At 49.5% G+C, this 24,890-nt stretch carries 24 protein-coding genes; all 24 read left to right on the top strand.

The genetic code is table 11. From position 1 onward, the window contains the following. Positions 1–212: 212 nt before the first annotated feature. The 24 genes from F4X88_06665 (at position 213) to F4X88_06550 (ending at position 24,870) form a co-directional block, all read left to right on the top strand. On the top strand, positions 213–3,323 hold the full coding sequence (locus tag F4X88_06665) for a c-type cytochrome (GenBank protein MYA55956.1): 3,111 nt from the start codon (positions 213–215) through the stop codon (positions 3,321–3,323). A 50-nt stretch (positions 3,324–3,373) separates the two neighbouring features. After that, a complete protein-coding gene (locus F4X88_06660; protein MYA55955.1) occupies positions 3,374–3,730 on the top strand; it encodes a cytochrome c in 357 nt (118 codons plus the stop codon). 121 nt (positions 3,731–3,851) lie between these two features. Further along, positions 3,852–4,601 carry a hypothetical protein gene (locus F4X88_06655; GenBank protein MYA55954.1) on the top strand — a complete coding sequence of 250 codons (750 nt, stop codon included), beginning with the start codon at positions 3,852–3,854 and terminating at the stop codon, positions 4,599–4,601. A gap of 152 nt (positions 4,602–4,753) precedes the next feature. Continuing rightward, positions 4,754–6,652, top strand: coding sequence for a hypothetical protein (locus F4X88_06650; GenBank protein ID MYA55953.1), 1,899 nt, complete (start codon positions 4,754–4,756; stop codon positions 6,650–6,652). A 121-nt stretch (positions 6,653–6,773) separates the two neighbouring features. Then, positions 6,774–8,279 carry a c-type cytochrome gene (locus F4X88_06645; GenBank protein MYA55952.1) on the top strand — a complete coding sequence of 502 codons (1,506 nt, stop codon included), beginning with the start codon at positions 6,774–6,776 and terminating at the stop codon, positions 8,277–8,279. A 151-nt stretch (positions 8,280–8,430) separates the two neighbouring features. Continuing rightward, positions 8,431–9,207 (top strand): cytochrome c, encoded by a 777-nt coding sequence (locus tag F4X88_06640; GenBank protein MYA55951.1) that lies wholly within the window; start codon positions 8,431–8,433, stop codon positions 9,205–9,207. A 2-nt stretch (positions 9,208–9,209) separates the two neighbouring features. Next, positions 9,210–10,922, top strand: coding sequence for a c-type cytochrome (locus tag F4X88_06635; protein ID MYA55950.1), 1,713 nt, complete (start codon positions 9,210–9,212; stop codon positions 10,920–10,922). A gap of 502 nt (positions 10,923–11,424) precedes the next feature. After that, positions 11,425–11,493 (top strand): hypothetical protein, encoded by a 69-nt coding sequence (locus F4X88_06630; GenBank protein ID MYA55949.1) that lies wholly within the window; start codon positions 11,425–11,427, stop codon positions 11,491–11,493. 345 nt (positions 11,494–11,838) lie between these two features. Beyond that, positions 11,839–12,765, top strand: coding sequence for an ABC transporter ATP-binding protein (locus F4X88_06625; protein MYA55948.1), 927 nt, complete (start codon positions 11,839–11,841; stop codon positions 12,763–12,765). A gap of 193 nt (positions 12,766–12,958) precedes the next feature. Then, the gene (locus tag F4X88_06620; protein ID MYA55947.1) at positions 12,959–13,723 is read left to right on the top strand and encodes a multidrug ABC transporter permease; all 765 of its coding nucleotides are present in this window, start codon (positions 12,959–12,961) and stop codon (positions 13,721–13,723) included. A 24-nt stretch (positions 13,724–13,747) separates the two neighbouring features. Beyond that, complete coding sequence (coxB, locus tag F4X88_06615; GenBank protein ID MYA55946.1) at positions 13,748–14,410, top strand: cytochrome c oxidase subunit II; 663 nt, start codon at positions 13,748–13,750, stop codon at positions 14,408–14,410. Positions 14,411–14,425: 15 nt separating this feature from the next. Continuing rightward, the gene (locus F4X88_06610; protein ID MYA55945.1) at positions 14,426–16,249 is read left to right on the top strand and encodes a cytochrome c oxidase subunit I; all 1,824 of its coding nucleotides are present in this window, start codon (positions 14,426–14,428) and stop codon (positions 16,247–16,249) included. 15 nt (positions 16,250–16,264) lie between these two features. Then, the gene (locus F4X88_06605; GenBank protein ID MYA55944.1) at positions 16,265–17,176 is read left to right on the top strand and encodes a hypothetical protein; all 912 of its coding nucleotides are present in this window, start codon (positions 16,265–16,267) and stop codon (positions 17,174–17,176) included. Positions 17,177–17,253: 77 nt separating this feature from the next. Continuing rightward, the gene (gene cyoE / locus F4X88_06600; protein ID MYA55943.1) at positions 17,254–18,180 is read left to right on the top strand and encodes a protoheme IX farnesyltransferase; all 927 of its coding nucleotides are present in this window, start codon (positions 17,254–17,256) and stop codon (positions 18,178–18,180) included. A 31-nt stretch (positions 18,181–18,211) separates the two neighbouring features. Then, a complete protein-coding gene (locus F4X88_06595) occupies positions 18,212–18,583 on the top strand; it encodes a DUF805 domain-containing protein (protein MYA55942.1) in 372 nt (123 codons plus the stop codon). Continuing rightward, positions 18,580–18,825 carry a hypothetical protein gene (locus F4X88_06590; GenBank protein MYA55941.1) on the top strand — a complete coding sequence of 82 codons (246 nt, stop codon included), beginning with the start codon at positions 18,580–18,582 and terminating at the stop codon, positions 18,823–18,825. The genes F4X88_06595 and F4X88_06590 overlap by 4 nt, the downstream gene beginning before the upstream one ends. Before the next feature lie 94 nt (positions 18,826–18,919). After that, positions 18,920–19,528: a heme-copper oxidase subunit III gene (locus F4X88_06585; protein MYA55940.1), complete on the top strand. Its 609-nt coding sequence runs from the start codon at positions 18,920–18,922 to the stop codon at positions 19,526–19,528. Positions 19,529–19,541: 13 nt separating this feature from the next. Beyond that, complete coding sequence (locus F4X88_06580) at positions 19,542–19,811, top strand: hypothetical protein (GenBank protein MYA55939.1); 270 nt, start codon at positions 19,542–19,544, stop codon at positions 19,809–19,811. A 49-nt stretch (positions 19,812–19,860) separates the two neighbouring features. Further along, complete coding sequence (locus tag F4X88_06575) at positions 19,861–20,511, top strand: cytochrome oxidase subunit III (protein ID MYA55938.1); 651 nt, start codon at positions 19,861–19,863, stop codon at positions 20,509–20,511. Between the two features lie 6 nt (positions 20,512–20,517). Further along, positions 20,518–20,862 (top strand): cytochrome C oxidase subunit IV family protein, encoded by a 345-nt coding sequence (locus F4X88_06570; GenBank protein ID MYA55937.1) that lies wholly within the window; start codon positions 20,518–20,520, stop codon positions 20,860–20,862. 26 nt (positions 20,863–20,888) lie between these two features. Beyond that, on the top strand, positions 20,889–21,545 hold the full coding sequence (locus tag F4X88_06565) for an SCO family protein (GenBank protein ID MYA55936.1): 657 nt from the start codon (positions 20,889–20,891) through the stop codon (positions 21,543–21,545). Further along, on the top strand, positions 21,538–21,810 hold the full coding sequence (locus tag F4X88_06560; GenBank protein MYA55935.1) for a hypothetical protein: 273 nt from the start codon (positions 21,538–21,540) through the stop codon (positions 21,808–21,810). The genes F4X88_06565 and F4X88_06560 overlap by 8 nt, the downstream gene beginning before the upstream one ends. Before the next feature lie 31 nt (positions 21,811–21,841). Beyond that, a complete protein-coding gene (locus F4X88_06555) occupies positions 21,842–23,743 on the top strand; it encodes a universal stress protein UspA (GenBank protein ID MYA55934.1) in 1,902 nt (633 codons plus the stop codon). A gap of 143 nt (positions 23,744–23,886) precedes the next feature. Then, entirely contained in the window at positions 23,887–24,870 is a 984-nt protein-coding gene (locus F4X88_06550; protein MYA55933.1) for a site-specific DNA-methyltransferase, read from the top strand. Positions 24,871–24,890 lie beyond the last annotated feature (20 nt).

Below are 24,890 nucleotides of genomic sequence, written 5' to 3'. Positions count from 1 at the left end.
GCTTTTTCGTTACACGCAGGCATCTGGTTGAGAATGACTCCTAAACCTAAATTGTAGCCTGCAACAATACGCAGAAATGCCCCGGGGAATGCCACACGGCATTCATACCGTTGATTCGCAAAAACACGCAGGCGGATATACGGAAAGACACGAGTATACACAAACCCGTTTTACCGAACCGCAAGGAAAATTAGAAAAAGGGAGAAAACTTCGTGAGGAGCAAAAAGGAAATTCCTGCTGAGAGTAAGTCGTATTCTGCTTTGTTCTTTATTTTATCCGGATTGTTAGGATTGGTGACGATATGGGGATTCTGGAGTGAGATGATTACTCGGCGTCCATGGAAGCAGATCCAGCAGCAATTTTATCAATATGAGTATGAAAAGACACACGCGGAATTAGAGAACGCAAAATTGGCGTTGCCTGAACTTCCTACACCTCAAGAGCCAGATGCCAAGGCACTCGCACAGTTAACGAAGGAGGTCAGGAACGCTCAAGTCGCCTTGGATGAAGCACTGCAGGAACGCAAATTCCGACAGAGCGAGTCGGATGCTATTAACTATAAATATCAGCACAGCCTCCACGAAGCGAAGGGGAAACGCAATGAGACTGTTGACAAATGGCAGAAGAAGTTAGCAGATTTCGAGTCCCAAATTGAAGGCGAACTCACTGAAGCCGTTTTGGAAGCGGAAGCAACCTTTGCAAGCGCGAACGTAGCTCTGGCGCAGTTTTATCAAGCCAATGGGGACGCACAAAGTGCTCTCAGTACCTACCTCATCGCCCAGAAGTATAATCCTACAGATACAGAGATCGCTACGGGAATCACCGCCGCACAAGCCTCTCTTGCGTCACTGCAAGCCGATAAAGCAAAACACGACGAAGTTGCGCTTCTCGAAGAGAAACTACATTCCGTCGGGGGTATCAAGCGAAACTTCTTGGGGAGTCTCTTAGAGAACCCTTTCCGTGAAACACGCACCATTGTTCAATACTATCTTGAAGACTTCAATCATACCGCAGACAGGTGTGCTACCTGCCATTTCTCCGCCGATAGAACCGGTTACGATCAATCCGCGCAAGAAATATTTGAAGTGGAAGGGGATGGCGAAAATCCTGTTGTACAGCGTCTCAAGCACGCAAGCGTCAAGGTCGGTAGTGAAAATGTTATAATTGATGGATTTGAAGCGGAAGCCGATGAATATACATTAGCGGAAAACGGGACGCTTACCTTCAGTGACGTGGATGTCTTCGGTGAAGTTGAAATCTCTTATGAGACCGGCTATCGTTCTGTCCTTCAAACGCATCCGCACCGCGATGTCCTTCTTGACAAACACCCTGTTGATAGATTTGGATGCACCCCGTGCCACGGTGGGCAAGCACAGGCACTCACAGCGAAATCCGCCCACGCCTTGACACATGCTGAATACTGGCTCACGCCTGTCCTCGGATTAGATGAGCATACCGGTAGAACGTCCGAAGAAACGAAAGGCTACATGGAATCTAACTGCCGCCGCTGCCACGACGGCGTGATGATGTTGGATTACGGTGTGAACCCTGAAACAGATGAACCGCAGGACTATGCCCCGAATTTGACGAAGGGATTGGCACTCTTTGAAGACCTTGGGTGTCACGGATGTCACGCTGTTGAAGGGTATAGCGCAATCGATAATATCGCCAAAGTTGGTCCCTCACTTGCGAAAATCGGCAGTAAGGTGAAAGATACGGCATGGCTTGAAAGTTGGATTAAGAAACCCGAAGCCTATCTCGCAAATACGACAATGCCGAATTTCTTCCCTGTTGATGGCATGACGCAGGTCGTCTATCTCAAAAACGGTGGAGTGCGCACCGGCGTTGTTACCAAAACTGACACTGGCATTGTCATTAAAACAGACGATGGTACAGAATATCCCTACCCTGACAGTTATGTCCTTCGCATTGTTGATGAGGTGAAATCTATCTCGGCTTACCTCGCCGCGATGCACGATGCCGATTTGGACGCATCCAGTTCCAATTATTCCACAGCCGAAAGGGCTATTAAGGCAGGCGAGGAGACCGTCAAAACCGTTGGCTGCCTCACATGTCATGCTGTTGATGGTTTAGGGAGTGATTTTGCCCCGGCACTCGACAGTGTTGGCGCAAAAGTTACAGCGAATTATCTCCGCCAGTGGATTGAGGATCCAAAAGCTTATGATCCGGATACAAGTATGCCGAGTTTGCGGTTAAGTGCCCGCGAACTTGACAACGTCGTCGCCTATCTGATGAGTCTGCAACAAGCAACGACAGACGTGGCTACGGACTCCATCGGTGAAGTAGATGTCGCTGAAGGTGAAGCACTCGTCAGGACTTACGGATGTTTCGGGTGTCACGAGATTCCCGGTTTTGAAAATGAGTCAAAGGTCGGTGCGGATCTCGGCGAGTTCGGCGCGAAATTGGCTGATGAACTTGACTTTGGCGATACAGTTGGCGTTGAACACAGTTGGACGGGATGGACGGTCGGTAAAGTTACCGATCCACGACGTTATCAAACCCGACGGATTGTTTCTCGGATGCCGGTCTTCCAGATTAGCGATGAAGACGCGAGAGCGATCGCCGTGCTCTTGAAGAGTTTCCAACCCGAGCAGTATCCGCTGAGTTATATCCATAACCGATCCGAGAAATTGAACGACATTGATGCAGGTAGGCGATTGGTGAAAAAGTATAACTGCACGGGATGTCACGAGATTGAAGGCGCGGGCGGCGATTATCAGGAGGTTATCATCGCACACGAAGGATTGAGTGAGATGGTTGCCAAACAGGTTGCACCGCCACCCTTGAAAGCGGAAGGCGCGCGAGTGTATCCAGACTGGTTATTTACGTTCCTCAAAGAACCCTCAGACATCCGATACGGACTCAAGGTCCGGATGCCGACGTTCGAGTTATCTGATGACGAAGCGACAACGCTGGTTAAATACTTCTCCGCTCTTGATGATGAACCGTTCCCTTATGAGACGCTTGAAACGCCAACACCGACGCGTGCTGAATTGCGAGTCGGTAAGCAGATTTTTGACGCACTGCAGTGTATCTCCTGCCACCCTTCACAGGGCGAAATTATTCCTGAAGGGAGCGACAAGGCAGGACGCCCCGATCTTGCGTTGGCGAAAGAACGGCTCAAGGCGGATTGGCTCATTGATTGGATGAAGGATCCGCAGTCGTTCCAACCCGGAACAGCGATGCCGCAAGCATGGCCCCTCGTTGGTGGACAACACATGCCACTCGACGGCTATGCTGATAATGATGCTGAAAAACAGATTCGGCTCGTCCGAGATTACCTCATCTCCTTGGGACGCTGATCTTTATTGTTCAGAGTCTGAAGATCGTTTCGATCCCATAAATTAAAGATATGAGACACCTTGCGGTCATTATCGTCATGATTATGGTATGGCTCAACGGCTTAATCTGGTTGGCTAAGCAGGTTGATCCGAGTACGAAGTATCAGTCAGAGGTTGAATACAAATACGCTCGATATTGCGCGGGATGCCACGGCAATAATGGAGAGGGCAATGGACGCATCGGACGTTTCAAAAAGTTGGATCCCGCAGACCTGACAGACAGCGGTCTTTGGGATATGCACAGCGACGAACAATTGCTGGAGAGCATCAATGCCGGAAAGGACGATATGCCGGCGTTCTATTATTACCTCAGTGATGAGGAGCAACGGGAAATACTCGCCTATATCAAGGAGATGTTTCGTCCGTAACTTGAAAACATCTTTTTAAGAAACTTCGTTCGAATTTTCAGTCTTTTTGTTTGCATTTTGAAATTCTGTGGTGTTAATATATTACTGAACAAATTTAAAACATATAAGGAGAAATCAAATTATGAAAGTTTTCGTCTCCCTGCTTGTTGGCACGATGCTTGCAAGTGCTGCGTTTGCAGGGACCATCACCGGCACTGTAATGTATGAGGGCGACGCACCCGCGCGTCCTGCCTTGACGGCTACCAAAGATCAACATTGCATTGACGCTGTAACAGGCACGAAATCCGAGGCACTCGTTGTCTCAAAAGGGAAGGGCATCAAAAACGTCGTTATTTACGCCCGCGTCCGTGGCGCGAAACCTGTCCTCCCGGATAAGAACCCAGTGATGGACCAGAAGGCATGCGCTTACTACCCGCACGTCCTCGCAGTTGTTGCTGGTTCTACTGTTGATATTACCTCCAGTGATCCGATCGCACACAACGTCCACTCTCACGCGAAGAAAAACGACGCGATAAACTATCAGATTCCACAGCCCGGCAAGGTCATCCCGCACAAAATCGCCAAGGCTGAGGAAATTAAGTTCACCTGCGATATTCACGCATGGATGACGGGTTACATCGTCGCTGTTCCTAACAATTTTTTCACGGTTACGGGTTACAAAAATGCTGATGGCACATGGATTAGTTCCGATGACTATGAAAAATCCGCGGATACAGGAAGTTATTCAATCGCTGAAGTGCCAGCCGGTAGAGCCCGTGTCGTCGCATGGCATGAAGAGCTCGGTTCCGCAAACAAAACCGTTGAGGTGCCAGCGAGTGGCGATATTGCTGTAAATTTCACAAGTGCTGACTTCAAGAAACGCTCAAAATAATCTTTTAAATGATTAAGTCTGGGCTGCTGCGTCCGTTGTCCTTGCAGTATTCCAATCGTTAATAAGCCTCTCATAATCTCAAGTAGGTTTCTTAACAATTTTAGATCGATGCCGACAACGGAGGCATCGCTCAGAAGCACATAGTTAAAAAAATGTCTAAAAAGAGACTCTATCTCATACTTGGCTGTGTATTCATCGCATATACCGTGCTACTAACCGTTGCACCGGCGTTTGCACAAGACGCGACCGAAGCGGAATATCGCGCCTTCCCGAAGATCGGCAGCCGAAATGCAGCATGGATCGCTGCCCAACTTCACCTATTGTTCGGATCTTTTATCCTCGGTGTCCCGATGTTTGCCGTAATCATCGAATTTATCGGCTGGAAGACGAAGGACATGCGATATGATCGGATGGCGCAGGAGTTTATCAAACTCTGTATGGGCGCGTTTTCAACGACAGCCTTGCTCGGTGGCGTTCTCGTCTTCATCCTCATCTGGTGTTATCCGAAAGTCATGACGAAACTCAGTGGGATATTCGGACCGACGATGATTTTCTACGTCATCCTGTTCTTCGGCGAAACCTTTACGCTTTACCTTTACTCCTATGGATGGGATAAGATGCAGGGACGCCATAAGGGATGGCATCTCTTCCTCGGCGTGCTTCTGAATGTATTCGGCACTGCGATTATGTTCGTTTCTAACGCATGGTTGAGTTACCAAACCAGTCCGGCAACCCAATACGGTGTCCTCTCTGAAGGCAGACGAAAATCTTGGATTGAGGAGAAATTGGGAGCAGATCCAGCACTCACGCCTGAGACCGCTATGGAAGGTGTTACAAGCCATACGATGGTGCCGCTCCACAACGAGACGACCGGCGAGTTCATGGGAACCGTTTGGGACGCCGTCAACAACTTTACATGGATGCCGGTTAACATCCATCGCCTCGTGGGTAACATTGCCTTCGGAGGCTCGATTGTTGCGGCTTATGCGGCGTTCCGATTCCTCGTCGCGAAGACGAAAGAGGACAAAGCGCATTACGATTGGATGGGCTATACCGGAAACTTCATCGCACTCTGTGGACTGATACCCCTGCCTTTCCTCGGTTATTGGCTCGGTAGAGAAATCTACATGTTCAACAACACGATGGGCATTAACATGATGGGTAGCCTCTTTTCCTGGCTGTTTATCATTCAGGCAGTTATGATTGGTGTCCTGTTTATTGGCGCGAACTACTACCTCTGGTCAGGCATGGGGCGGATTGAAGGGGCGGAGATCTATGCACGATACCGCCCGTATATGATTACCGTTATCATTATTTGTGTCGCAATCTGGATGACCCCGCGGACGCTCTCTAAGATTTCAACTGCCAGTGAACTGAGCGCGATGGGCGGGGCAAACCACCCACACCTCGGATTGTTCGGCTTGATGACTGCCAAAAATACGGCAGTTAACATCATCATTCTCACGACCTTCTTGAGTTTCCTATTTTATCGGCGTTCAGGCAAGACACCTACGGCGAGTTGGAAAAAAATTGGCAACATTGGTATCTCCGCTGTCTTCTTCCTCGCGACCGTCTCCATCGTGGTTATCGGCATCGTTGGGTTTACCGTCCCGACAGATTTACGGGTCAATATCCTGACGCCGTATCAGGTCCTGGTTGCACTCGCGGTCATGGCAATCGTCACAATCGTTGATATTTTTATGTACCGCAAGGCGACAACATCTGGCACTATCAAATGGGGAGAGATGACGGATCGCTCACAATACGTGTTAATTCTCGTGGCAATTACGTTCACTTCTTTGATGGGACTGATGGGATACGCACGCTCAGGGTTGCGAGAGGCGTGGCATATCTTCGGTGTGATGCAAGATACATCTCCGGATGCCTTTACGCCGCTTCTCAGTGAGGCGGTGAACATGGTCGCAATCATCATGGTAGCCTTCTTCGCGCTCGTCGGATTTATTTTCTGGCTCGGTTTGTGGGGCGAAAAGAAGAAGGAAGAGAAGGCAGCTACCCCCGAAGCCACTGTTACTGCTGAAGGTGATGATTAGCGTCAGAACCGAAATCATCCCTTAATCAGAAGCCCGCTCGTAATGAAATAGAGAGCGGAGTTGAGAACGGAAACGTTAAATTTCAAACCCACGTCATTTAAGCGCAAGGAATAATTAAAAAATGTCAAGGGATACGCTGATAAAAATCGCGAGTCTCATCTTAATGGTGGTGAGTTTCATCGCCTATATTGCCGGGGCATCGGCGTTTCCGGTCGCCTCAGAGAACTTGTTACCGTGGTCGGTTTGGTTTCTCATTTCGGTGATTGTAAATATCGTTTTGTGGTCGAACGTCATGAAGTTGTTGACGTTTTCGCTTGCCGTGATATGGTTTTACGCCTTCGTCGCGGGGCTGGTCCCGGAAAGTTCCACAGCGGTGAATCTGACATCACTGGATTGGAGCGACCCAGACGCAGTCGCTGAGCAAGGTGCCTTGGTGTTTAATGGAAAGGGGCAGTGTGCCGCATGTCATACCGTTGATCCATCGGCACCACCAGGAAGGTGTCCGGATCTCACAGACATCGGCATTAACGCCGCCAGTCGCGTCCCAGGCACGGATGCCAAAACCTATCTCATCGAATCGCTTTATGAACCTCACAAATATCTTGTGCCCGGATACGGCAAAATTATGCCAGAGATTTGGAAGCCACCCATCGCTCTCTCTAAATTAGAGATTGAGGCAGTTATCGCTTACCTCCAGAGCCTCGGTGGTGAGATTGACCCAACACCCTTTGATGAACCGATAGATCGGGCGGATGCGGGGACAATCGCTGCAGCACTTCCACCCCTGCTGACGGGGGATCCCGAACTCGGCAAAAAGGTATTTGTGACTGCGGCGTGTATCTCGTGCCACGCTGTGACGGGTATAGAAAGTCCAGCTGCAGGTGAGACTACAGATTTTGAAGTCGTCACTGCACCCGACCTCTCTGAAATTGCCGCCTTTAACGACATGCGGTATCTTGAGGAGTCGGTCTTGGTGCCCGGCGCACAAATCGTAAGCGGTTACGGTGCCGTTATCGTCCGTGCGAACGGAACAACCTATCAAGGCACCCTTGTCTCGCAGGACACAGAACGGATTGTCGTCCGAACCAAAACGGCGGATGGTGTTGAAGAGGAGCATACCCTTTTATTGACCGAACTCGACGATGAGCCGATTGAAGAACTGAGCAACCTGCAAGCGAGAGGTTATTTTACGTTGACACTAACGCCTACGGATTCAGATGCCCCCGTAAGCGGGGAAATCGTTTCGGAAACCGATGACACCGTGACGCTTAAGATCGGTGGCGAGGATCGGTCCTTTTCCAAGACAGACGTGAAAAGCCAGATGACGGTTATCACTTTTGATGGCGATGAAATTGTTGGCGACTACGTTTCAGGCTCCATGGATGACGACGAAATCGTCCTCATCGTTGACGGGAGTGAAGAAATCTTTGATACATTTGATCTTGAGGAAGCGACCTTTACCCGTGCCTCCGGAAAGAAATTGCTGGTTACATCGCCGATGCCCGAAAATTTCCCACTACTGTTATCGGTATCGGATATGAGCAATTTGCTCTCCTTCTTAAGCACACTCACTGGCGCGACAGCGGAAGCAGCACCAGCAGAGACAGATGACGCTTCCGCCGAATAATTTTAATCTATTGTTTCTGGGCTGCTGCGTCCGTTGTCCTTGCAGATACTGAATCGTTAAAAAAACATTTCATAGCCTAAAAAAGGTGCTTTATCAACTTTAGATCGGGGTTGACAACGGAAACCCCGACCCGAAGCACATAGTTAAAAAAATGAAAAAGCTGTCACTCTTCACAATATGTCTCATAGTTCTGGTAGGTTCTTGGGTAGTCCTGCGGTTTGCCATTGGTGGCATCGTCTCAGTGCCGATACCGGGCAGCGTGATTGCGATGTATATGGGGTTGATTATAATCGCGATCTTGGTGCATATTTCCGTTGAGGATTCACTCTTTCGGGAATTTTTGCGCCCTATCCGTGAAACGCTCGTTGAGGACAAACGTCGAGTCCGCCGCCGCGTTATCGCGGTGTTAATCCCGTTGTTCCTGCTCGGTTATACCTATTCGATTATCGCCCAGCGCGCGAATCCTCCTGGAAGCCCGCGTGATGCACACCCATCGCCGCCGCTTGAATTAACCTATAAAGATGAGGTTATCGGCACGATGCAAGATGTCGTGAATCCGTTCCGGCATTATGAAAAAGATGATCCGGAGGCGTTCAAAGCGCATGTTGAGAACGGCAGGCGCGTCTACTACCAAAACTGCTTTTACTGCCATGGGGATCACCTGGATGGGCAGGGGCATTTCGCACCGCACCTCCAACCGCTTCCTGCTAATTTCCAAGATCCGGGGATTATTCCTAACTTCCAAGAGTCTTTCTTTTTTTGGCGGATCGCAAAGGGGGGACCGGGATTACCGGCAGCTGGCACACCTTGGGATTCGGCGATGCCTATCTGGGAGAACTACTTGACAAAAGACGAAATTTGGGACGTGATTCTCTTTCTATCCGAATACACCGGCTATCAGCCACGAACCTTTGGGGAGGCACACTAAAGATGAAAACCAGAAATGTAACTCTCCTGATGCTGGTCTTGGGATTGCTGTGTGCTGTTATGTCAGCGCACGCTCAGAATGCTCCAGAGGCTTCTGAGAAAGGGAAAGAGGTATATGACGAGAGCTGCGCCCACTGCCACGGCACCGAAGGACGAGGTGACGGTTCTGCCGCTGAAAATCTCCTGCCGAGACCGAGGGATTTCACACGCGGTTTGTATAAGATTCGATCTACAGAGAGCGGGCAACTCCCGACGGATCAAGACCTCTTTGACATTATTACCATAGGGATGCCCGGATCGTCAATGCCCGGTTGGGAAACCTCCCTAAGTGCCGACGAGCGTTGGGAAGTTGTGGCATATATCAAAACCTTTTACGATGGGTTTAAAGAGGGGGAAGCACCCCGGGAAATCGGTCTGGACGGTAAAATCTCTTACGCTGAGCAGAGCGTGGAAATTGGAAAGGGACTTTATGTTGAACTCGGTTGTGTGGAATGCCACGGTAATGTTGGACGGGGTGATGGCACGTCCGCACCTACGTTGACGGATGAATGGGGGTTCCAGACGTGGCCCGCGAATCTGGCACAAAGTTGGAATTTCCGAGGGGGCGCTGACACTGAAGCCATTTTCAAACGATTCATCGGCGGAATCGCAGGTTCACCCATGCCAGCATTTGAAGGTGATAGTTTCCTGCATTTCGGATTGACGGTGGAAGAATCCAAACGGCTCACCGAATTGGAAAACAAAGATGAACTGACAGAGGCAGAGGAAGCGGAATCCGAGAAGTTTTACGAGAAAATGGATGTCGCTGTTGACCTCGCACTCAATCGAACAGAAGGCATAGAACTGACCGCGGCTGAGCAGCAGACATACGATGACGCGATGCAGGTCGTCTATGAAAAGAGTTGGCATTTAGCGAACTACGTTAAATCTCTCGCGCCTGAAAAACGTCCGGAACCTGCGATCGGAAAAAACGTCCTCCGCTCACAATACATTCAAGACGCGCTACCCGGAATAGAGGATGCCGTGTGGGAAACGCTTCAAGCCAGGCACTTTCCTCTCGTTGGACAGGTCGTCATTGAACCTCGACAGTTCAATCCAACAATTGATTCTGTGGACGTCAAATCGTTTTATAACGACACGGAAGTGGTGTTCCTCTTCACGTGGGATGATCGGACACACACGACTGGCGACGACACCGACGAGACGACTGGGAAACCCCTTGAGGACGCGTTGGCGATTCAATTTCCGGTGAAGGTGCCACAAGGTCCGACCGCACCGAAGCCTTATTTCTTATGGGGCGGTAGGTTACCCGTCTATCTCTGGCACTGGAAAGCCTCCACCCCGGAGCAGGTAACCGAGCTTACCGCTAAGGGAATCAACGCTGCCGAAGTTCAGGAAGCACAAGGGGCGTTACAAGTGCAGGGTGTTTACACAGATGGACAGTACAAATTGTGGGTAAAACGTGCCTTGAAGACCGATGACAAAAAGGACTTGCAACTTGACCCGGGGGTCTTTGTGCCTATCGCCTTCTCCGCATGGGATGGCGCGAACGGCGATGTTGATGCGAAACGGGTCGTCTCCAGTTGGTATACTTTTGTACTTGAACCCGTTCCGTCTTCAAGACGGTTCGTTTATCCGCCTTTGATTGCGATTCTCTCTCTCGGCTTGCTCTTCGGTTTACGGGCAGCCGTTCAACGGAGAAATTCAGTTTCCTAATTATTGGGCGTTTGCGCTGCCTTCCACTGTGTTTCAGGCAGGCTTTCGGTCAACTCACGCCTCATACTTAACCAAAAAACATCGCGAAACGTAGTGGAGCGATGCCCAGATTCCAATAGTTGAAAAAAGGAGAAAAAATGAAAACCTATTTCTTGGCAAGTCTTGCTATCCTTCTCGCGTGCTGTTATGTCGGTAGTGCTTTTGCGGCTGACAGTGGTGCAGGCGAAGTGGAAATGTTAGTATTTCCTGATGCCTATAGTGCTGGAAGCGTCAGCAATGGCGGCACAATTAACGGCGTTGTGAAGTTTGAGGGAGACATGCCTGAAATGAAAGCATTGGAAATCACAAAAGATCAAGCAGTTTGTGGTGCTACCGAAAAGTACGATGAATCGGTCGTCGTCGGTGAAGGCAACGCTTTAAAAAATACCATTGTTTACCTCATCGACGTTTCAAAAGGCAAAGATTTTGACAAAGCCACCAAACTGGAAATGGATCAGAAAGGCTGCAAGTTCACGCCGCATGTCCAAATTGTTCCAGTCGGTACTCGGTTGACGATGCTCAATACCGATAAAGTTAATCACAACGTTCATATCTTCAGTAGTATCAACAAGCCGGTTAACAAACAGCAGACGAAAAACCGCAGGAAAATGCCCCTTGCTGGTGTAAAAAAGGCGGAAGGACCCGTCTCGGTAAAGTGTGACATTCACGGATGGATGTCCGCTTGGATCGCTTACGTCCCGCATCCCTATTTTGCTGTAACGAATGAAAAGGGTGAATTCACACTTGAAGATGTCCCAGCGGGTACCTATAAACTCGGTTATTGGCATGAAGCGTGTGGCACGAACAGCGGTTCTCCCGCTTCTGTTACTGTAGAAGCCGGTGGTAGTGTAACACAAGATTTCACACTGAAACTGAAGTGATTGACGTAGAAAATCTCTCGCATTCATATCAGGAACGACGCGCCCTTGACAATGTCAGTTTTAGCGTCTCATGCGGCGAGATTTTCGGGCTCCTCGGACCAAACGGGAGTGGAAAAACGACCCTTTTTAAGATTTTGTCCACCCTGATGCCGATAACTTCCGGTCGTGTGCGTATCTTCGGACATGACGTAGCTGCTGAGGTGAAGGCGGTTCGGGATCTCTTAGGTGTGGTTTTTCAACACCCAGGACTCGATGGCAAGCTTACCGTCGTTGAGAATTTACGGCACCACGGACACCTATATGGGCTTGCTGGTAAAACACTGCGTCACCGGACCTCGGAACTCCTCGAACGTTTTGGAGTCGCCGATAGAGCAAAAGAGCCTGTTGAACGCTTATCAGGGGGGTTACAAAGACGCGTTGAAATCGCGAAAGCGATGCTCCATTCCCCGCGTGTTCTACTCCTTGACGAACCGACAAGTGGATTGGATGTCGCTGCGCGCCGGCAGTTCAACGATGCTCTCAGTGCCCTCGCGCATACAGAAAATATCCTCGTTCTGCTAACGACGCATCTCCTTGATGATGCGGAGGCGTGCAACAGGGTCGGTATTCTGGATGCAGGTAGGCTCGTCGCCCTCGGACCTCCTGACGAACTCAAGGCGCACGTCGGTGGTGATGTTGTTCTCATAGAGTGCGTGGACACTGAAGTCCTCCGCACCGGGATTGTTGAGAATTTCGGTATTTCACCAGTGCTAACCGATAATCACCTTCGGGTTGAATGTGAACACGGACATGAGTTCGTCCGAGATTTAGTTGCCGCCTTTCCAGATGAGGTCCAATCGGTTCGATTTGGGAAACCGACGCTGGAAGATGTGTTCATAAAATTGACGGGTAATTTAATTTTACCTTGCGGTTCGTTCAGGTGAATTTGACGCATAAGGGGTTTTCCGTAGTCCTGCCTGCGCCCGGTGAAGCCCACACGCGGCTTCATACCGTTGATTCTGTTGCAGGCTACTGTCTAGGGTAAACTCAAGTGCATAGCCCGTAAGCGTAGCGGAGGGCGGATATACGGAGCGGCGCGTCATTACCGAACCGATAGGAAAAATTAAAATAATGCCGATTGCAACGATATGGTGGCGTGAAATCATCAGATTTTATCGCCAGCGGAGTCGACTCTTCAGTGCTATCGCGCAACCGTTAGTATTTTGGTTGCTCATCGGAAGCGGCTTGAGTGCCTCTTTTCAGCCCTCGGGTGAAACCGGCGAGATGAGTTATATTGCGTACTTTTATCCCGGCATTGTCGTTTTGGTCTTGCTTTTTACGTCCATTTTCGCTACAATTTCTGTCGTGAATGACCGACGTGAAGGTTTTTTGCAAGGTGTCCTCGTAGCTCCCGTGCCAAGATGGCAGGTTGTGCTCGCACAGGCGTTAGGTGGCACGACATTGGCACTCTTGCAGGGTGTTCTGTTGCTACTTCTCGCACCGATAACCGGCATCCGATTGGGTGCGGCGTCGCTCTTTGCTACGCTCGGTGTAATGACACTTTTGGCGTTTGGTTTGACAAACCTCGGACTCCTCATCGCATGGCGGATGGAATCAACGCAAGGGTTTCATGCGATTATGAACCTCCTGCTGATTCCGATATGGTTACTCTCTGGCGCGTTTTTCCCGAGTACGGGCGTGCCCGGTTGGTTAGAATGGACAATGAGATTCAATCCGTTAACGTATGGGCTTGCCGCTTTTCGGCAGAGCCTCTACCTTGACACCCCCGCGAAGGCAATTGGAGAGGGATCGGCGTGGACCCTCTCTTTGCTGATTACCGGTCTGTTTTGTGTTTTGACGTATTTAGGGGCAACGCTCACCGCGTCTGCACAGGCAAATTAATATAACCCTTAAAAGGAGAATTTAATGCTTCAATGGCTCCCAGAGAACGTATCAACGTTCGGGCAAGGCGTTGATAACCTCTTTTACGGTATTTACTATCTTACCCTTGTTGTGTTCATCCTTGTGATGGGAACCCTTATCGTTTTCCTGATTAAATATCGCCATCAGGAAGGAAAAAGGGCAGCTTACATTGAAGGTAGCACAACGTTGGAAATTGTCTGGACCGCTGCTACGACGGTGATTGTCTTCGGACTCGCGATGCTCAGTTACCCGCAGTGGAATAATATTAAGTCGCCAACACAATTTCCTGATAATCCAGATGTCGTCGTCCAGGTCAGTGGAAAACAGTTTAACTGGGATATGACCTACCCCGGACCCGATAACGAGTTGGGAACGGATGATGACCTGAAATTGGAAAACGAATTGCATGTGCCGGTCAACGCGGTCGTGCATATCCGATTAACCTCTGAGGATGTCATCCACAGTTTTTTTGTGCCGCAATTGCGACTGAAACAGGATAGTTTGCCCAACCGATTTATCAACGTCTGGTTTGAGGCAACAAAAGCAGGTCGTTATGAGATTCCGTGCGCCGAATTGTGTGGATTTGGACACTCCGGGATGCTCGGGTATCTCAATGTGCATACGCAGGAAAACTACGATGCCTGGGTGCAAGAAAGATGGCCGTAAAGGAGGAGAATAACGATGCACGATAACGAACATGCGTCACATCATCACGAAGAAAGTTTTATTAGCAAATATATCTTTTCGCTCGACCACAAGATGATCGGCAAGCAGTTCCTGATCTACGGACTGATTATGTTTTTCCTCGGTGGCGGGCTTGCACTTCTCTTTAGATGGCAACTCGCCTATCCCGAAAAACCGTTACCCATCATCGGGGCATCGGAACAATATATGGAAGAGGGTGAAGTCGTCACCGGTGCTGACAGGATGTGGGAGAGTATTTACGAATCCGAGAAAGAAGAGTGGCTTGAGGTAAACATGCCCAACGGCGTCGTCGAACCGGCATTTTACAATATGCTGTTTACGATGCATGCCACCATTATGGTGTTCTTCGTCGTGGTTCCGATCTTGGTAGGGGCTTTCGGAAATTTCCTGATTCCGTTGATGATTGGCACACGGGATATGGCGTTTCCTATCCTCAATATGCTTTCCTTTTGGTTGGCTGTCCTTGCGGCAATTATTATGGTCGTCGGCTTCTTTGTACCCGGTGGACACGCTGCAGCCGGATGGACAGGCTACGCACCGCTCTCCTCTGACCCGCAGTGGACAGGGGTTGACTGGGGACAGAACCTCTGGGCGATTAGCCTGCTCATTCAAGGGTTCTCCTCACTGGTCGGGTCTATTAACTACATTACGACGATTATCAATATGCGCGCACCCGGAATGACGTTCTTCCGACTCCCGTTGGTCATCTGGTCGCTTTTCATCGTCGCGATCCTGTTGCTACTCGCATTCCCTGTGCTGTCCTCAGCACTCGCACTGCTCATCTTTGATAGGCTTGCGGGAACAACGTTCTTTACTGCGACTGCAGAAGGCGGCGGCGACCCGCTCTTGTGGCAGCACCTTTTCTGGTTCTTCGGACACCCGGAGGTCTATATCCTTATCTTACCCGGCATGGGGATCGCTTCCGAATTGATTGCTGTCTTCTCACGGAAACCGATCTTCGGATATCGTTCCATGGTCTACGCAATGATCGCCATCGCGTTTCTGGGATGGATTGTTTGGGGACACCACATGTTCCAGAGTGGTATGCGACCCGGACTCGGCTCTGTGTTCATGACGACAACGATGCTCATTGCGGTGCCGTCAGCCATCAAGACATTTAACTGGCTCGGCACAATGTTCCGAGGGGCAATCAAATTCACGGCACCGATGCTCCACGGTATTGCCTTCGTCTCAATGTTTGTGATTGGCGGATTGAGCGGTATCTATATGGCAAATACGCCGGTTGACATCTTCATCCACGATACCTACTACATTGTCGCACACATTCACTATGTCGTGTTCGGTGGAAGTCTGTTCGCTATTTTCGGGGGCATTATTTTCTGGTTCCCGAAGATGTACGGACGCTATATGAACGATGTACTCTCCAAAATCCATTTTTGGTTGACGTTCATTGCATTTAACTGTACCTTCTTCCCGATGCATATTCTCGGCGTGGGTGGACACATGCGACGTATCTCCAACCCGATGCAGTATGAATTCCTACAAACGTTTGAGGGCATGAACATCTTTATCACGATGAGTGCGTTTACCCTTGGGTTTGCACAGTTGATACTGGTCTTTAACTTCTTCTGGAGCATGTATCGAGGAAAGGTTGCCGAACAGAATCCGTGGCAGGTGACTACCTTGGAGTGGGAGGCACCCACACCTGTGCCACACGGCAATTTCAGTCAAATTCCGACTGTCTACCGGGGTCCCTATGAATATAGTGTTCCCGGTGAAGAGGATGATTGGACCCCGCAAGCGCAGCCTGAGCATGCCCCCGCAACAAGCGGTGACTAATTTTCTAATATAGGCATGGACGAAAAAATGAATTATAGCCCATGGCTGCACAGAATGGCGCGTCTCACCGCAGGCGCGACGTTCTTATTGATTGTCATCGGCGGGATTGTCACGAGTACAGAATCCGGATTAGCGGTGCCTGATTGGCCGACGACCTTTGGGTATAATATGTTCCTCTATCCACTCTCAGAAATGGTAGGAGGCATCTTATACGAACATAGTCATCGGCTTATGGGCTCCCTCGTTGGACTTTTGACAGTCGGTCTCTTTGTTGCCCTTTTGGTGAGAGATTCACGCAAATGGCTGAAATGGCTTGGGCTTGCCGCACTTGTCGCTGTCATTGTGCAAGGCGTGCTCGGTGGACTTCGGGTCACGCAGATTAATCGCAACTTCGCCATAGTGCATGCATGCCTCGCACAAGCGTTCTTTGCCCTGCTCTGTGGAATCGCTTGGTTCACCTCTCGCGATTGGCGGCGGGACACAGGGGAACCTCTCATTGAGGCAGCACAGAAATTGCGGCGGTTAAGCCTAATTACGACGTGTCTCATTTATATGCAGCTCATCTTTGGCGCGATTTTGCGGCATACAGGAAGCAGACTTGACGCACATCTTCTCTTCGCTTTCTTGGTTGCGCTGCATATCTTTTTGTTGGCAAGGCGTATGCTTAGCGTGGACAGTGAGACACAGAGGATTGGGCAATCGCTGTCGATATTGTTGCTGGGTTTGCTTGTTATTCAGTTGATGCTCGGCACTGGAGCGTTTTTCGCGAAACTTACTGCCTTCGGAGAAACGTTCGCAACCGCACTCACGGTCACGATCACAACTGCGCATGTCGCAGTCGGTGCCCTCATGTTGGTGAGCAGTTTTGTGCTTACCTTAAAAATCTACCGAATAGCGCAAGCCTCTATAGGCTTGGCGGGAGAATGATGCATCGGTAGGTGTCGGTGCTCCCGCGAGTGATGTGCTGGTCCCAGAATGAGACAAGTATAAGGAAAAATTAAAGAATGCGTTCAACAACGGTAACGTTACCAGACAATACAGATACAGTGAATCCGCCATTAAAGCAGGTGACTTTTGTGCATCGCATCGCTGACTTTATCGAACTCGTCAAACCGAGATTGGTGGTGATGATACTCATCACGACTGCTGCGGGCTTCTATCTCGGGGCACAACAGACAGTAGATTGGCTCCGATGCCTGCATACACTCGTTGGTGCAGGATTGACAGCGGCGGGTGTCTTGGGACTCAACCAATATCTTGAACGCGATGTAGACGCACAGATGAAACGGACGCAAGAGAGACCGCTCCCCGGTGGTAGAATGCATCCGCTGACAGCACTGCTTATCGGCTCTATCCTCACGGGTGCTGGGATGCTTTATCTGACAATATCGGTCAATATGTTGAGTGGTTTTGTCATTTCGCTGATAGTCGTGAGTTATCTTTTTCTCTATACACCCCTGAAGCGGAAAACCTCACTGTGTACGCTTATCGGCGCTGTGCCCGGCGCGCTCCCGCCTGTCGTCGGATGGGTTGCCGCACGAGGATCGCTAACGGGTGAGGCGTGGGTGCTGTTTACGATACTCTTTTTGTGGCAGATACCGCACTCTCTCGCAATCGCCTACATCTATCGCGAAGACTACGCAAATGCGGGATTCCGTTTGTTGCCGGTTATTCATCCGGATGGGACGAGTACGTGTCGTCAAATTGTGGTTAACTGTGTTGCACTCCTCGGCATAGGTTTGCTACCGACGTTATACAACATCGCCGGTAGCGTCTATTTCTTCATAGCATTGCTATCAGGGGTAGGGTTTCTGGCGGTTGGTATCTATTTAGCACGCACACGCTCCGTAAAAGCCGCACGCTATCTGTTATATGCCTCGCTGCTCTATCTGCCGTTGGTGTTTGTGACGATGGCGTTGGACAAGGTTTAGCGTTTAACCAACCGCAAGGAAAATTAGAAAAATGGCACTCTTTGAACTCCTCTTCTCGTTCAGCGGTCGGATTAATCGGGAGAAATGGTGGCTGACGCAGTTGCTGATATTCGGTGTTTTTATTATCGTTCGTGGAATTGTTGGACTTCTCGAAATTGAGGATACAGATTCTATGATCGTGAGTGTCTGTATTCTCTGTCTCACTTGGGCGTTGTTAGCTACAAATACCAAACGTTTGCATGATCGGGACAAATCAGGATGGTGGCTCCTCATCGCGTTTACGGGTATCGGTATCTTTTGGCTATTGATTGAATTAGGGTGTTGCAGTGGAACTTACGGTCAAAACCGCTTTGGACCCGATCCCTTGAAATACAAAGTTGTGAGAAATAGGGGGCGTGGATGATGGCACAGATGAATGCACCAGAGCATCGCAAGCGAAACCGTCGCCTCATTATTATCCTGTGTTTGTTGTTTGTGGGATTGTTTATCATCGCAACCGCGGCAATTGTTACGGGTAGCAAAACGCCTCCGCTCGTTGAAAAAGTTGTCAAGGGGATTGGCACCCCGGTTTTAGGTATCATCGGGTTGTTGCTGATTGTCGCGGCGGTCGTTGAGATCGTTCTCCGAATTGGAAGAAGTCGTTAAAAAACTATGTAAAAACCGGTTCAGAGTTGTAGGTATTCCGTTCTTCAAAACAAGATTTTGAAATGCTCTGCAATGAAAAGAGGTTTGTTAACAATTGGAATACTGCCAGGACAACGGACGCAGCAGCTCAGAAGCAATCGCTAAAAAACCTTTGAGTAACGCACGATTGGGCATATTGGTCCTGCTCGGTGCGGAGACGATGCTGTTCTCAGGTTTGATTGGGACATTTCTCGTGTTTCGCGTCGGAAATGTCACCTGGCCCCCGCCGTCGCACATCGGGATTGAACTCCCACGTGCGGTGACCGGTATTAACACGGCACTGCTCTTATTGAGCGGCTACACGATGTTTCAAGCACGCCGCGCAATTCAGAGGGACCGATTGAAGTTACTCCGCAATTGGCTACTGCTTACGGGCGGGCTTGGTTTGCTCTTCCTCGGTGTGCAAGGGAGCGAGTGGGTGCAGCTGATTCGCAACGGGCTGACGCTCCAATCTGGGGTCTATGGCGGTATCTTTTATGTACTCATCGGGTGCCATGCCGTCCACGTGCTGAGTGCTGTTATCTGGCTGTTCATCGTTTTTGGAATGGCGATGGCAGGACGTTTTTCTGCTGAACGTTACGTCGGCGTTGATACCTGTGCGATCTACTGGATTTTTGTTGTCGCGCTCTGGCCAATTCTCTACGTTTTGGTATATCTCTCGTAAAGGAATTGTTAGAATGCATAAATTGTTTTTCTGGGCATCTATCTTGATACTCGTTATGTTCATCGTACCGATGTCTCTTGAGGCGTGTCCGGGCTGTAAAGAACTTGATGAGCCTATCAATAAGGGTTTTAATTGGAGTATCCTTTTTCTGATGGCGATGCCGTTTACGGTTTTCGGTCTCATCGGTGGCACAGTTTATTTACATTGGAATGGTTACCGGTTATCGGTGATCGGTAGTCGGTTAAAGAAAGATTTTCTACGTATCAGAAGTCTCCTTAACTGATTGCTGACGGGTGACGACTGAAACTTTTAACGGAAAGGAGTAAAATGTAGTGGAACACACTACCACTTTAGATCACACTGAAGATGTATATGAACCTTCGCTTACGCCGGACAGCCTTGGTAAACTCGGCATGTGGATCTTCCTCGTCGGAGATACGATGTCGTTTGGCGCGTTGTTGGCGGCGTATGCCGCTGTCCGGGCAGGTGCAGGCGGAATCGGTTGGGCTCCGCCCACTGAGATTCTTGGCATTGAGTTAACCGCGTTTATGACATTCCTGTTGATATGCAGTAGCGTCACGATGGTGAAGGCGTTGGAGTCGATCCAGAACGGCAATGTCTCACGCATGTGCATGTTCCTTGGATTGACGATCGGGGGAGGCATCATCTTCCTCGGCCTACAGGTGTATGAATGGTATCATCTAATTAACCACGGACTGACGCTTACCGGGATCCCCGACCACGGGCTATCGGGTGCCGCAATCAGCGGTTCCACGCTTTTTGGTCCGACTTTCTACGCCATCACAGGTTTCCACGGGATGCACGTAACCGGTGGGGTTATCTATCTTATTGTTATCTTAATACACGGCTTGCGCGGTAGATATACTGCCGAGTTTAACCATGAGGTAGAAATCCTGGGACTCTATTGGCACTTCGTTGATCTTATCTGGATTATGGTTTTCACCTTTATCTATCTACTGTAGGAGGACATGAAAATGGCACAAAATGGGCACAAAGAGCATCCGAAATACATGAATATTTTCTGGTGGCTCACCGGGCTGACCGTTCTCGAACTTTTGGTCGTCATACCGGATTTCCCGACGGTGGTCAAAGCTATTCTGCTCATTGGACTGGCATGTGCTAAGGCCATCTTGGTTGCGAATTATTTCATGCATCTGAAATTTGAGAGGAAGACATTGGCGATTATCGTAATGACCCCCTTCCTTATCTGCGTTCTGCTCGTTTTCGCGTTGATGCCCGACCTCACGTTAGACTCACGAATCGAAGGCGCAACGGAACCAACAACAGAAGTTGTAGATACGTCCGTTCATTAATCGGGCGAGGGAACCTCGCCCCTACGATGTGGGGACTGGATATGGACACACATACCGAAGATGTTGGTAACGTGAAACGGAAGCTTGATAAAAGCACCCTCATCTGGGTAGTGCTGGGTGTCATCATTATTGGCATTGCGGGACTCAATTTGTGGTCGGTATTTGACCCCAAATCGGAGGTGCAGCTCTCTAAAACGACTGCTGTTAGCGTGCCAAACTTTCGCCTGACAACGCAAAACGGGAAGCCGTTAACATTGTCCGATATGAAGGGCAAAATTTGGGTCGCAGACTTCATCTTCACCAATTGCCCAACGATTTGTCCGGCAATGACACAGGAGATGGCACGCCTTCAGTCCGAATTTGTTGCGGATCCCGTCTATTTCGTCTCCTTCTCCGTGGATCCGGAGCGGGATACATCACGCGTCCTCTCGCGCTACGCAAAGGCTTATGGGGCTGACGATAGACGTTGGCACTTTCTTACGGGGAATAAGGCGGCTATCTACGAGTTAGCCGAAGACGGATTCAGTTTAGCTGCGGGGCACAACGGCACTGAACTCCTTCATAGCACACGGTTCGTTCTCGTCGCGCCCGATGGGAACATCCATGACTACTATGATAGTCGAAGTAAACCGGCACTCCTGCGCCTACGACGGGATCTCAAGGCACTTCTTAAGAATGAATGATTTGAACCTATTAATCTCCGTTGCAGCTTTTGTGGTTCATTTCACGTTCGGGTTTTACCGCGGACGGTTTAAAAGGTTCAGCCGTCCGTGGAGCAGATGTCTCTACATACCGATTGTTATTAACATTGTCATGCGCCGTTTTGTCCTCCACTGGGACTGGCAAACCGCGATGATTTACCTATGGCCCGCAACACTGATTGCGCATATCCTCGGCGGCTTCTGCGGTTCGCGTCGAAAACCTTTTACAGAGAGCAGGGAAAAATAAAAACGATCACGGTTTTAAAAGGAAAAAAATAATGAAAAAAATCTATGTGCCCGTTGACAATTCGGACTACTCCGACGCGAGTATCGCGCTATCAGTTGCGTTCGCGAGGCAGTTCGGGTCCCAATTGGTAGGCTCGCACGTTTACGCCGCAAAAATGCACGATGTCCGCTTTAAACAGATGGAATACACCCTGCCAGAGGAATATCAGGACGAGGTCGAACTGGAGAAACAACGCCGTATCCACGACACGCTCATTACGATGGGGCTCCAACTCATCTCGGATTCCTATCTTGAGGTGATGAAACAGAAGTGCACTGAATTTGGGATTCCATTTGAACCGAGAATGCCGGAAGGCAAACACTACATAAAACTCGTTGAGGATATTCAGGAAGGCGATTACGATCTTGTGATTATGGGGGCACTCGGTATGGGTGCCGTCAAGGATAGTCTTATCGGGGGTGTCTGTGAACGCGTCGTTCGTCGTATCAATACCGATACACTCGTCGTCCGGGACCTTGAACCGATTGAAGAGAGCGAAGGAAATATCCTTGTCGGAATCGATGGGAGTCCGGAATCTTTCTCAGGCTTGAAAACCGCGATACAACTCGGACGGAAGTTCAATAAACAGGTTGAAGCCGTTGGTGTCTACGATCCGTATCTACACTATATCGTCTTCAATTCCGTGGTGAATGTGCTCACGGAACGCGCCGCACGGACTTTCAGATTTAAAGAGCAGGAACAACTCCACGAAGAGGTAATTGACACAGGCTTGGCAAAAATCTATCAGTCACACTTAGAGGTTGCACGCTCCATCGCAAAAGAGGAACACGACTACGCCTTAAAGATTACCCTACTTGATGGCAAAGCCTACGAAAAAATCCTACAATACACACGAAAAACGAACCCGTGGCTCCTCGTCTTAGGCAGAATCGGTGTCCACAGTGAACAGGATATGGACATCGGTAGCACCGCCGAGAATCTGTTGCGCCTCGCACCTTGTAACGTCTTCTTATCGAGCCAACGTTATTTCCCACAGATCGATGTGAAAGCGGAGGAGACGCTTGTCTGGACGCAGGAAGCATTGGATAGGATGGAGAAGGCACCACCGCTCGTCCGTGGCATCGCCAAGACAGCCGTCCATCGGTTCGCTATAGAGCGCGGGCATTCCGTAATCACCGAGAGCGTCATTGATCTGGCAATGGAAGCGATTATGCCACAGCGTGCCTCTGAGAAGTTGACCCGCGTCGCGAAGGAGATCGCTGAGCAAAAAGTACTGGAATCGGATGCCGTCCAGACGTATATCTGTGGCGAGTGTGGTTACGCCGCGCATAACCAACAGCCCGTGAAATGCCCCGTCTGTAGTTCACCGCCGGAGCGTTTTCAGAGGGTTGACAAGGATTCATTACAGAATGTCGCTGTAGACGAAGGCGGCACTGCCGAAGAAGAGACGTTTGACGGCGTGCGACTCCAGTGGTCAGAGCAGGCGAAAAAGGCACTGCGGGGGGTTCCGCGCGGTTATATGCGCCGAAACGTCAAGGCACGTATTGAGAAATCCGCACGTTCTCAAAAGATTGCTACGATTACAAACGATTTTGCAACCCAGATTATCAACGAGAGTATGGGAGAAGCGGCGGCAGTCCGTGAAGATGCTCCCGAACTCAGAGCCGTGCAAGCACAGACCGACGCTGGGAACACTGGAGTCGCTCAGGGTTTTGAGAGCCCAGTGCAGTGGACGGAGGAGGCAATCGAACGTTTAAACTTAGTGCCTGCCGGATTTATGCGGAATATCACGCAAACGCGGATTGAACAACGAGCGCAGGAAAATAACGTTACCCAAGTTACACTTGATTTCGCCGCACGCGTCATTGAGGACGGCAGAAGTCTCGCCAATGAAGTGCTTGGGCAGTATTATCAGGAGCCAAACCAAGACTGATATCCCCTCTGCGCTAAAGCGTGAAAACTCCTTTGCTCCGTGTCTTATATGGTGGACAAAAGTTACAGAAGTTTATAAAATATAAGTAGTACTACGCTGTTGTAGATAACTTTTGTGAATTGGTACATTCTTAGGAGATTGACATGGCATCCCAAGATTCTCGCGTTAAGACGGTTGAATTTACGACGAATATTTTCAATGAACCGCGTCAGATTACGGTTTCAGATGCCTATGATACTAACGTGGATGTTGTCCTCTTTGATGGGGATTGTAGCGAACTACTAAAAAGTATCCCGTCAGATTCTGTAGATTTAATCATCACATCTCCGCCATACAACATAGGGAAAAAATACGAGAAAAAAACGTCCTTAGCGTCATATCTAAAAGATATGGAGCCTGTAATTGTGGAGGTAGTTCGGGTGCTTGCAACGACTGGAAGTCTCTGTTGGCAAGTCGGGAATTACGTCCAGAAGGGTGAAGTATTTCCACTTGATATTTACTTTTATGAGATTTTCAAACGCTTGGACTTAAAATTACGAAATCGGATTATCTGGCGATTTAATCACGGGTTGCACTGCACAAAGCGGTTTTCAGGTCGATATGAAACTATTTTGTGGTTTACGAAGGATGATGAGTATGTTTTCAATCTCGATCCAGTGCGTGTTCCCGCAAAATATCCCGGGAAGCGACATTTCAAAGGCCCGAAGAAAGGTCAACTTTCAGGAAACCCGCTTGGTAAGAATCCTTCTGATATTTGGGATGTGGTCAAACAGGATTGGGAAGAAGGTGTTTGGGATATTCCGAATGTGAAGGCAAACCATCCAGAGAAAACAGAGCATCCATGCCAGTTTCCAGTCGAGTTAGTCCAGCGATGCGTTTTAGCACTCACACAGCCTGATGGGGTCGTTTTAGACCCCTATTGTGGTGTCGGATCTACTATTATTGCTGCCTTGCAGTATAACCGAAAAGCGATGGCTGCTGAGCAAGATTCAAACTACCTGGCTATTACGCGTGAAAGAATACAGAAATTTGCAGAGGGGACACTACCACTCCGTCCGTTAGGGAAACCCATTCACCAGCCAACGAAAAAAGAACGGGCAGCACAGATGCCTTTGGAGTGGAAATAGATAGTAGAGATGGAACAATC

The sequence above is a fragment of the Candidatus Poribacteria bacterium genome (genome assembly GCA_009839745.1).
Classification (GTDB): domain Bacteria; phylum Poribacteria; class WGA-4E; order WGA-4E; family WGA-3G; genus WGA-3G.
Note: the sequence above shows the minus strand (reverse complement) of the source record. Positions and strands in the feature narration are given on the sequence as shown.

Bases quoted from the DNA above. Each gene is read 5' to 3' on its own strand.
- F4X88_06660 (MYA55955.1), top strand. From the start codon at position 3,374: ATGAGACACCTTGCGGTCATTATCGTCATGATTATGGTATGGCTCAAC.
- F4X88_06655 (MYA55954.1), top strand. From the start codon at position 3,852: ATGAAAGTTTTCGTCTCCCTGCTTGTTGGCACGATGCTTGCAAGTGCT.
- F4X88_06650 (MYA55953.1), top strand. From the start codon at position 4,754: ATGTCTAAAAAGAGACTCTATCTCATACTTGGCTGTGTATTCATCGCA.
- F4X88_06645 (MYA55952.1), top strand. From the start codon at position 6,774: ATGTCAAGGGATACGCTGATAAAAATCGCGAGTCTCATCTTAATGGTG.
- F4X88_06640 (MYA55951.1), top strand. From the start codon at position 8,431: ATGAAAAAGCTGTCACTCTTCACAATATGTCTCATAGTTCTGGTAGGT.
- F4X88_06635 (MYA55950.1), top strand. From the start codon at position 9,210: ATGAAAACCAGAAATGTAACTCTCCTGATGCTGGTCTTGGGATTGCTG.
- coxB (MYA55946.1), top strand. From the start codon at position 13,748: ATGCTTCAATGGCTCCCAGAGAACGTATCAACGTTCGGGCAAGGCGTT.
- F4X88_06610 (MYA55945.1), top strand. From the start codon at position 14,426: ATGCACGATAACGAACATGCGTCACATCATCACGAAGAAAGTTTTATT.
- F4X88_06605 (MYA55944.1), top strand. From the start codon at position 16,265: ATGGACGAAAAAATGAATTATAGCCCATGGCTGCACAGAATGGCGCGT.
- cyoE (MYA55943.1), top strand. From the start codon at position 17,254: ATGCGTTCAACAACGGTAACGTTACCAGACAATACAGATACAGTGAAT.
- F4X88_06595 (MYA55942.1), top strand. From the start codon at position 18,212: ATGGCACTCTTTGAACTCCTCTTCTCGTTCAGCGGTCGGATTAATCGG.
- F4X88_06590 (MYA55941.1), top strand. From the start codon at position 18,580: ATGATGGCACAGATGAATGCACCAGAGCATCGCAAGCGAAACCGTCGC.
- F4X88_06580 (MYA55939.1), top strand. From the start codon at position 19,542: ATGCATAAATTGTTTTTCTGGGCATCTATCTTGATACTCGTTATGTTC.
- F4X88_06570 (MYA55937.1), top strand. From the start codon at position 20,518: ATGAAAATGGCACAAAATGGGCACAAAGAGCATCCGAAATACATGAAT.
- F4X88_06565 (MYA55936.1), top strand. From the start codon at position 20,889: ATGTGGGGACTGGATATGGACACACATACCGAAGATGTTGGTAACGTG.
- F4X88_06560 (MYA55935.1), top strand. From the start codon at position 21,538: ATGAATGATTTGAACCTATTAATCTCCGTTGCAGCTTTTGTGGTTCAT.
- F4X88_06555 (MYA55934.1), top strand. From the start codon at position 21,842: ATGAAAAAAATCTATGTGCCCGTTGACAATTCGGACTACTCCGACGCG.
- F4X88_06550 (MYA55933.1), top strand. From the start codon at position 23,887: ATGGCATCCCAAGATTCTCGCGTTAAGACGGTTGAATTTACGACGAAT.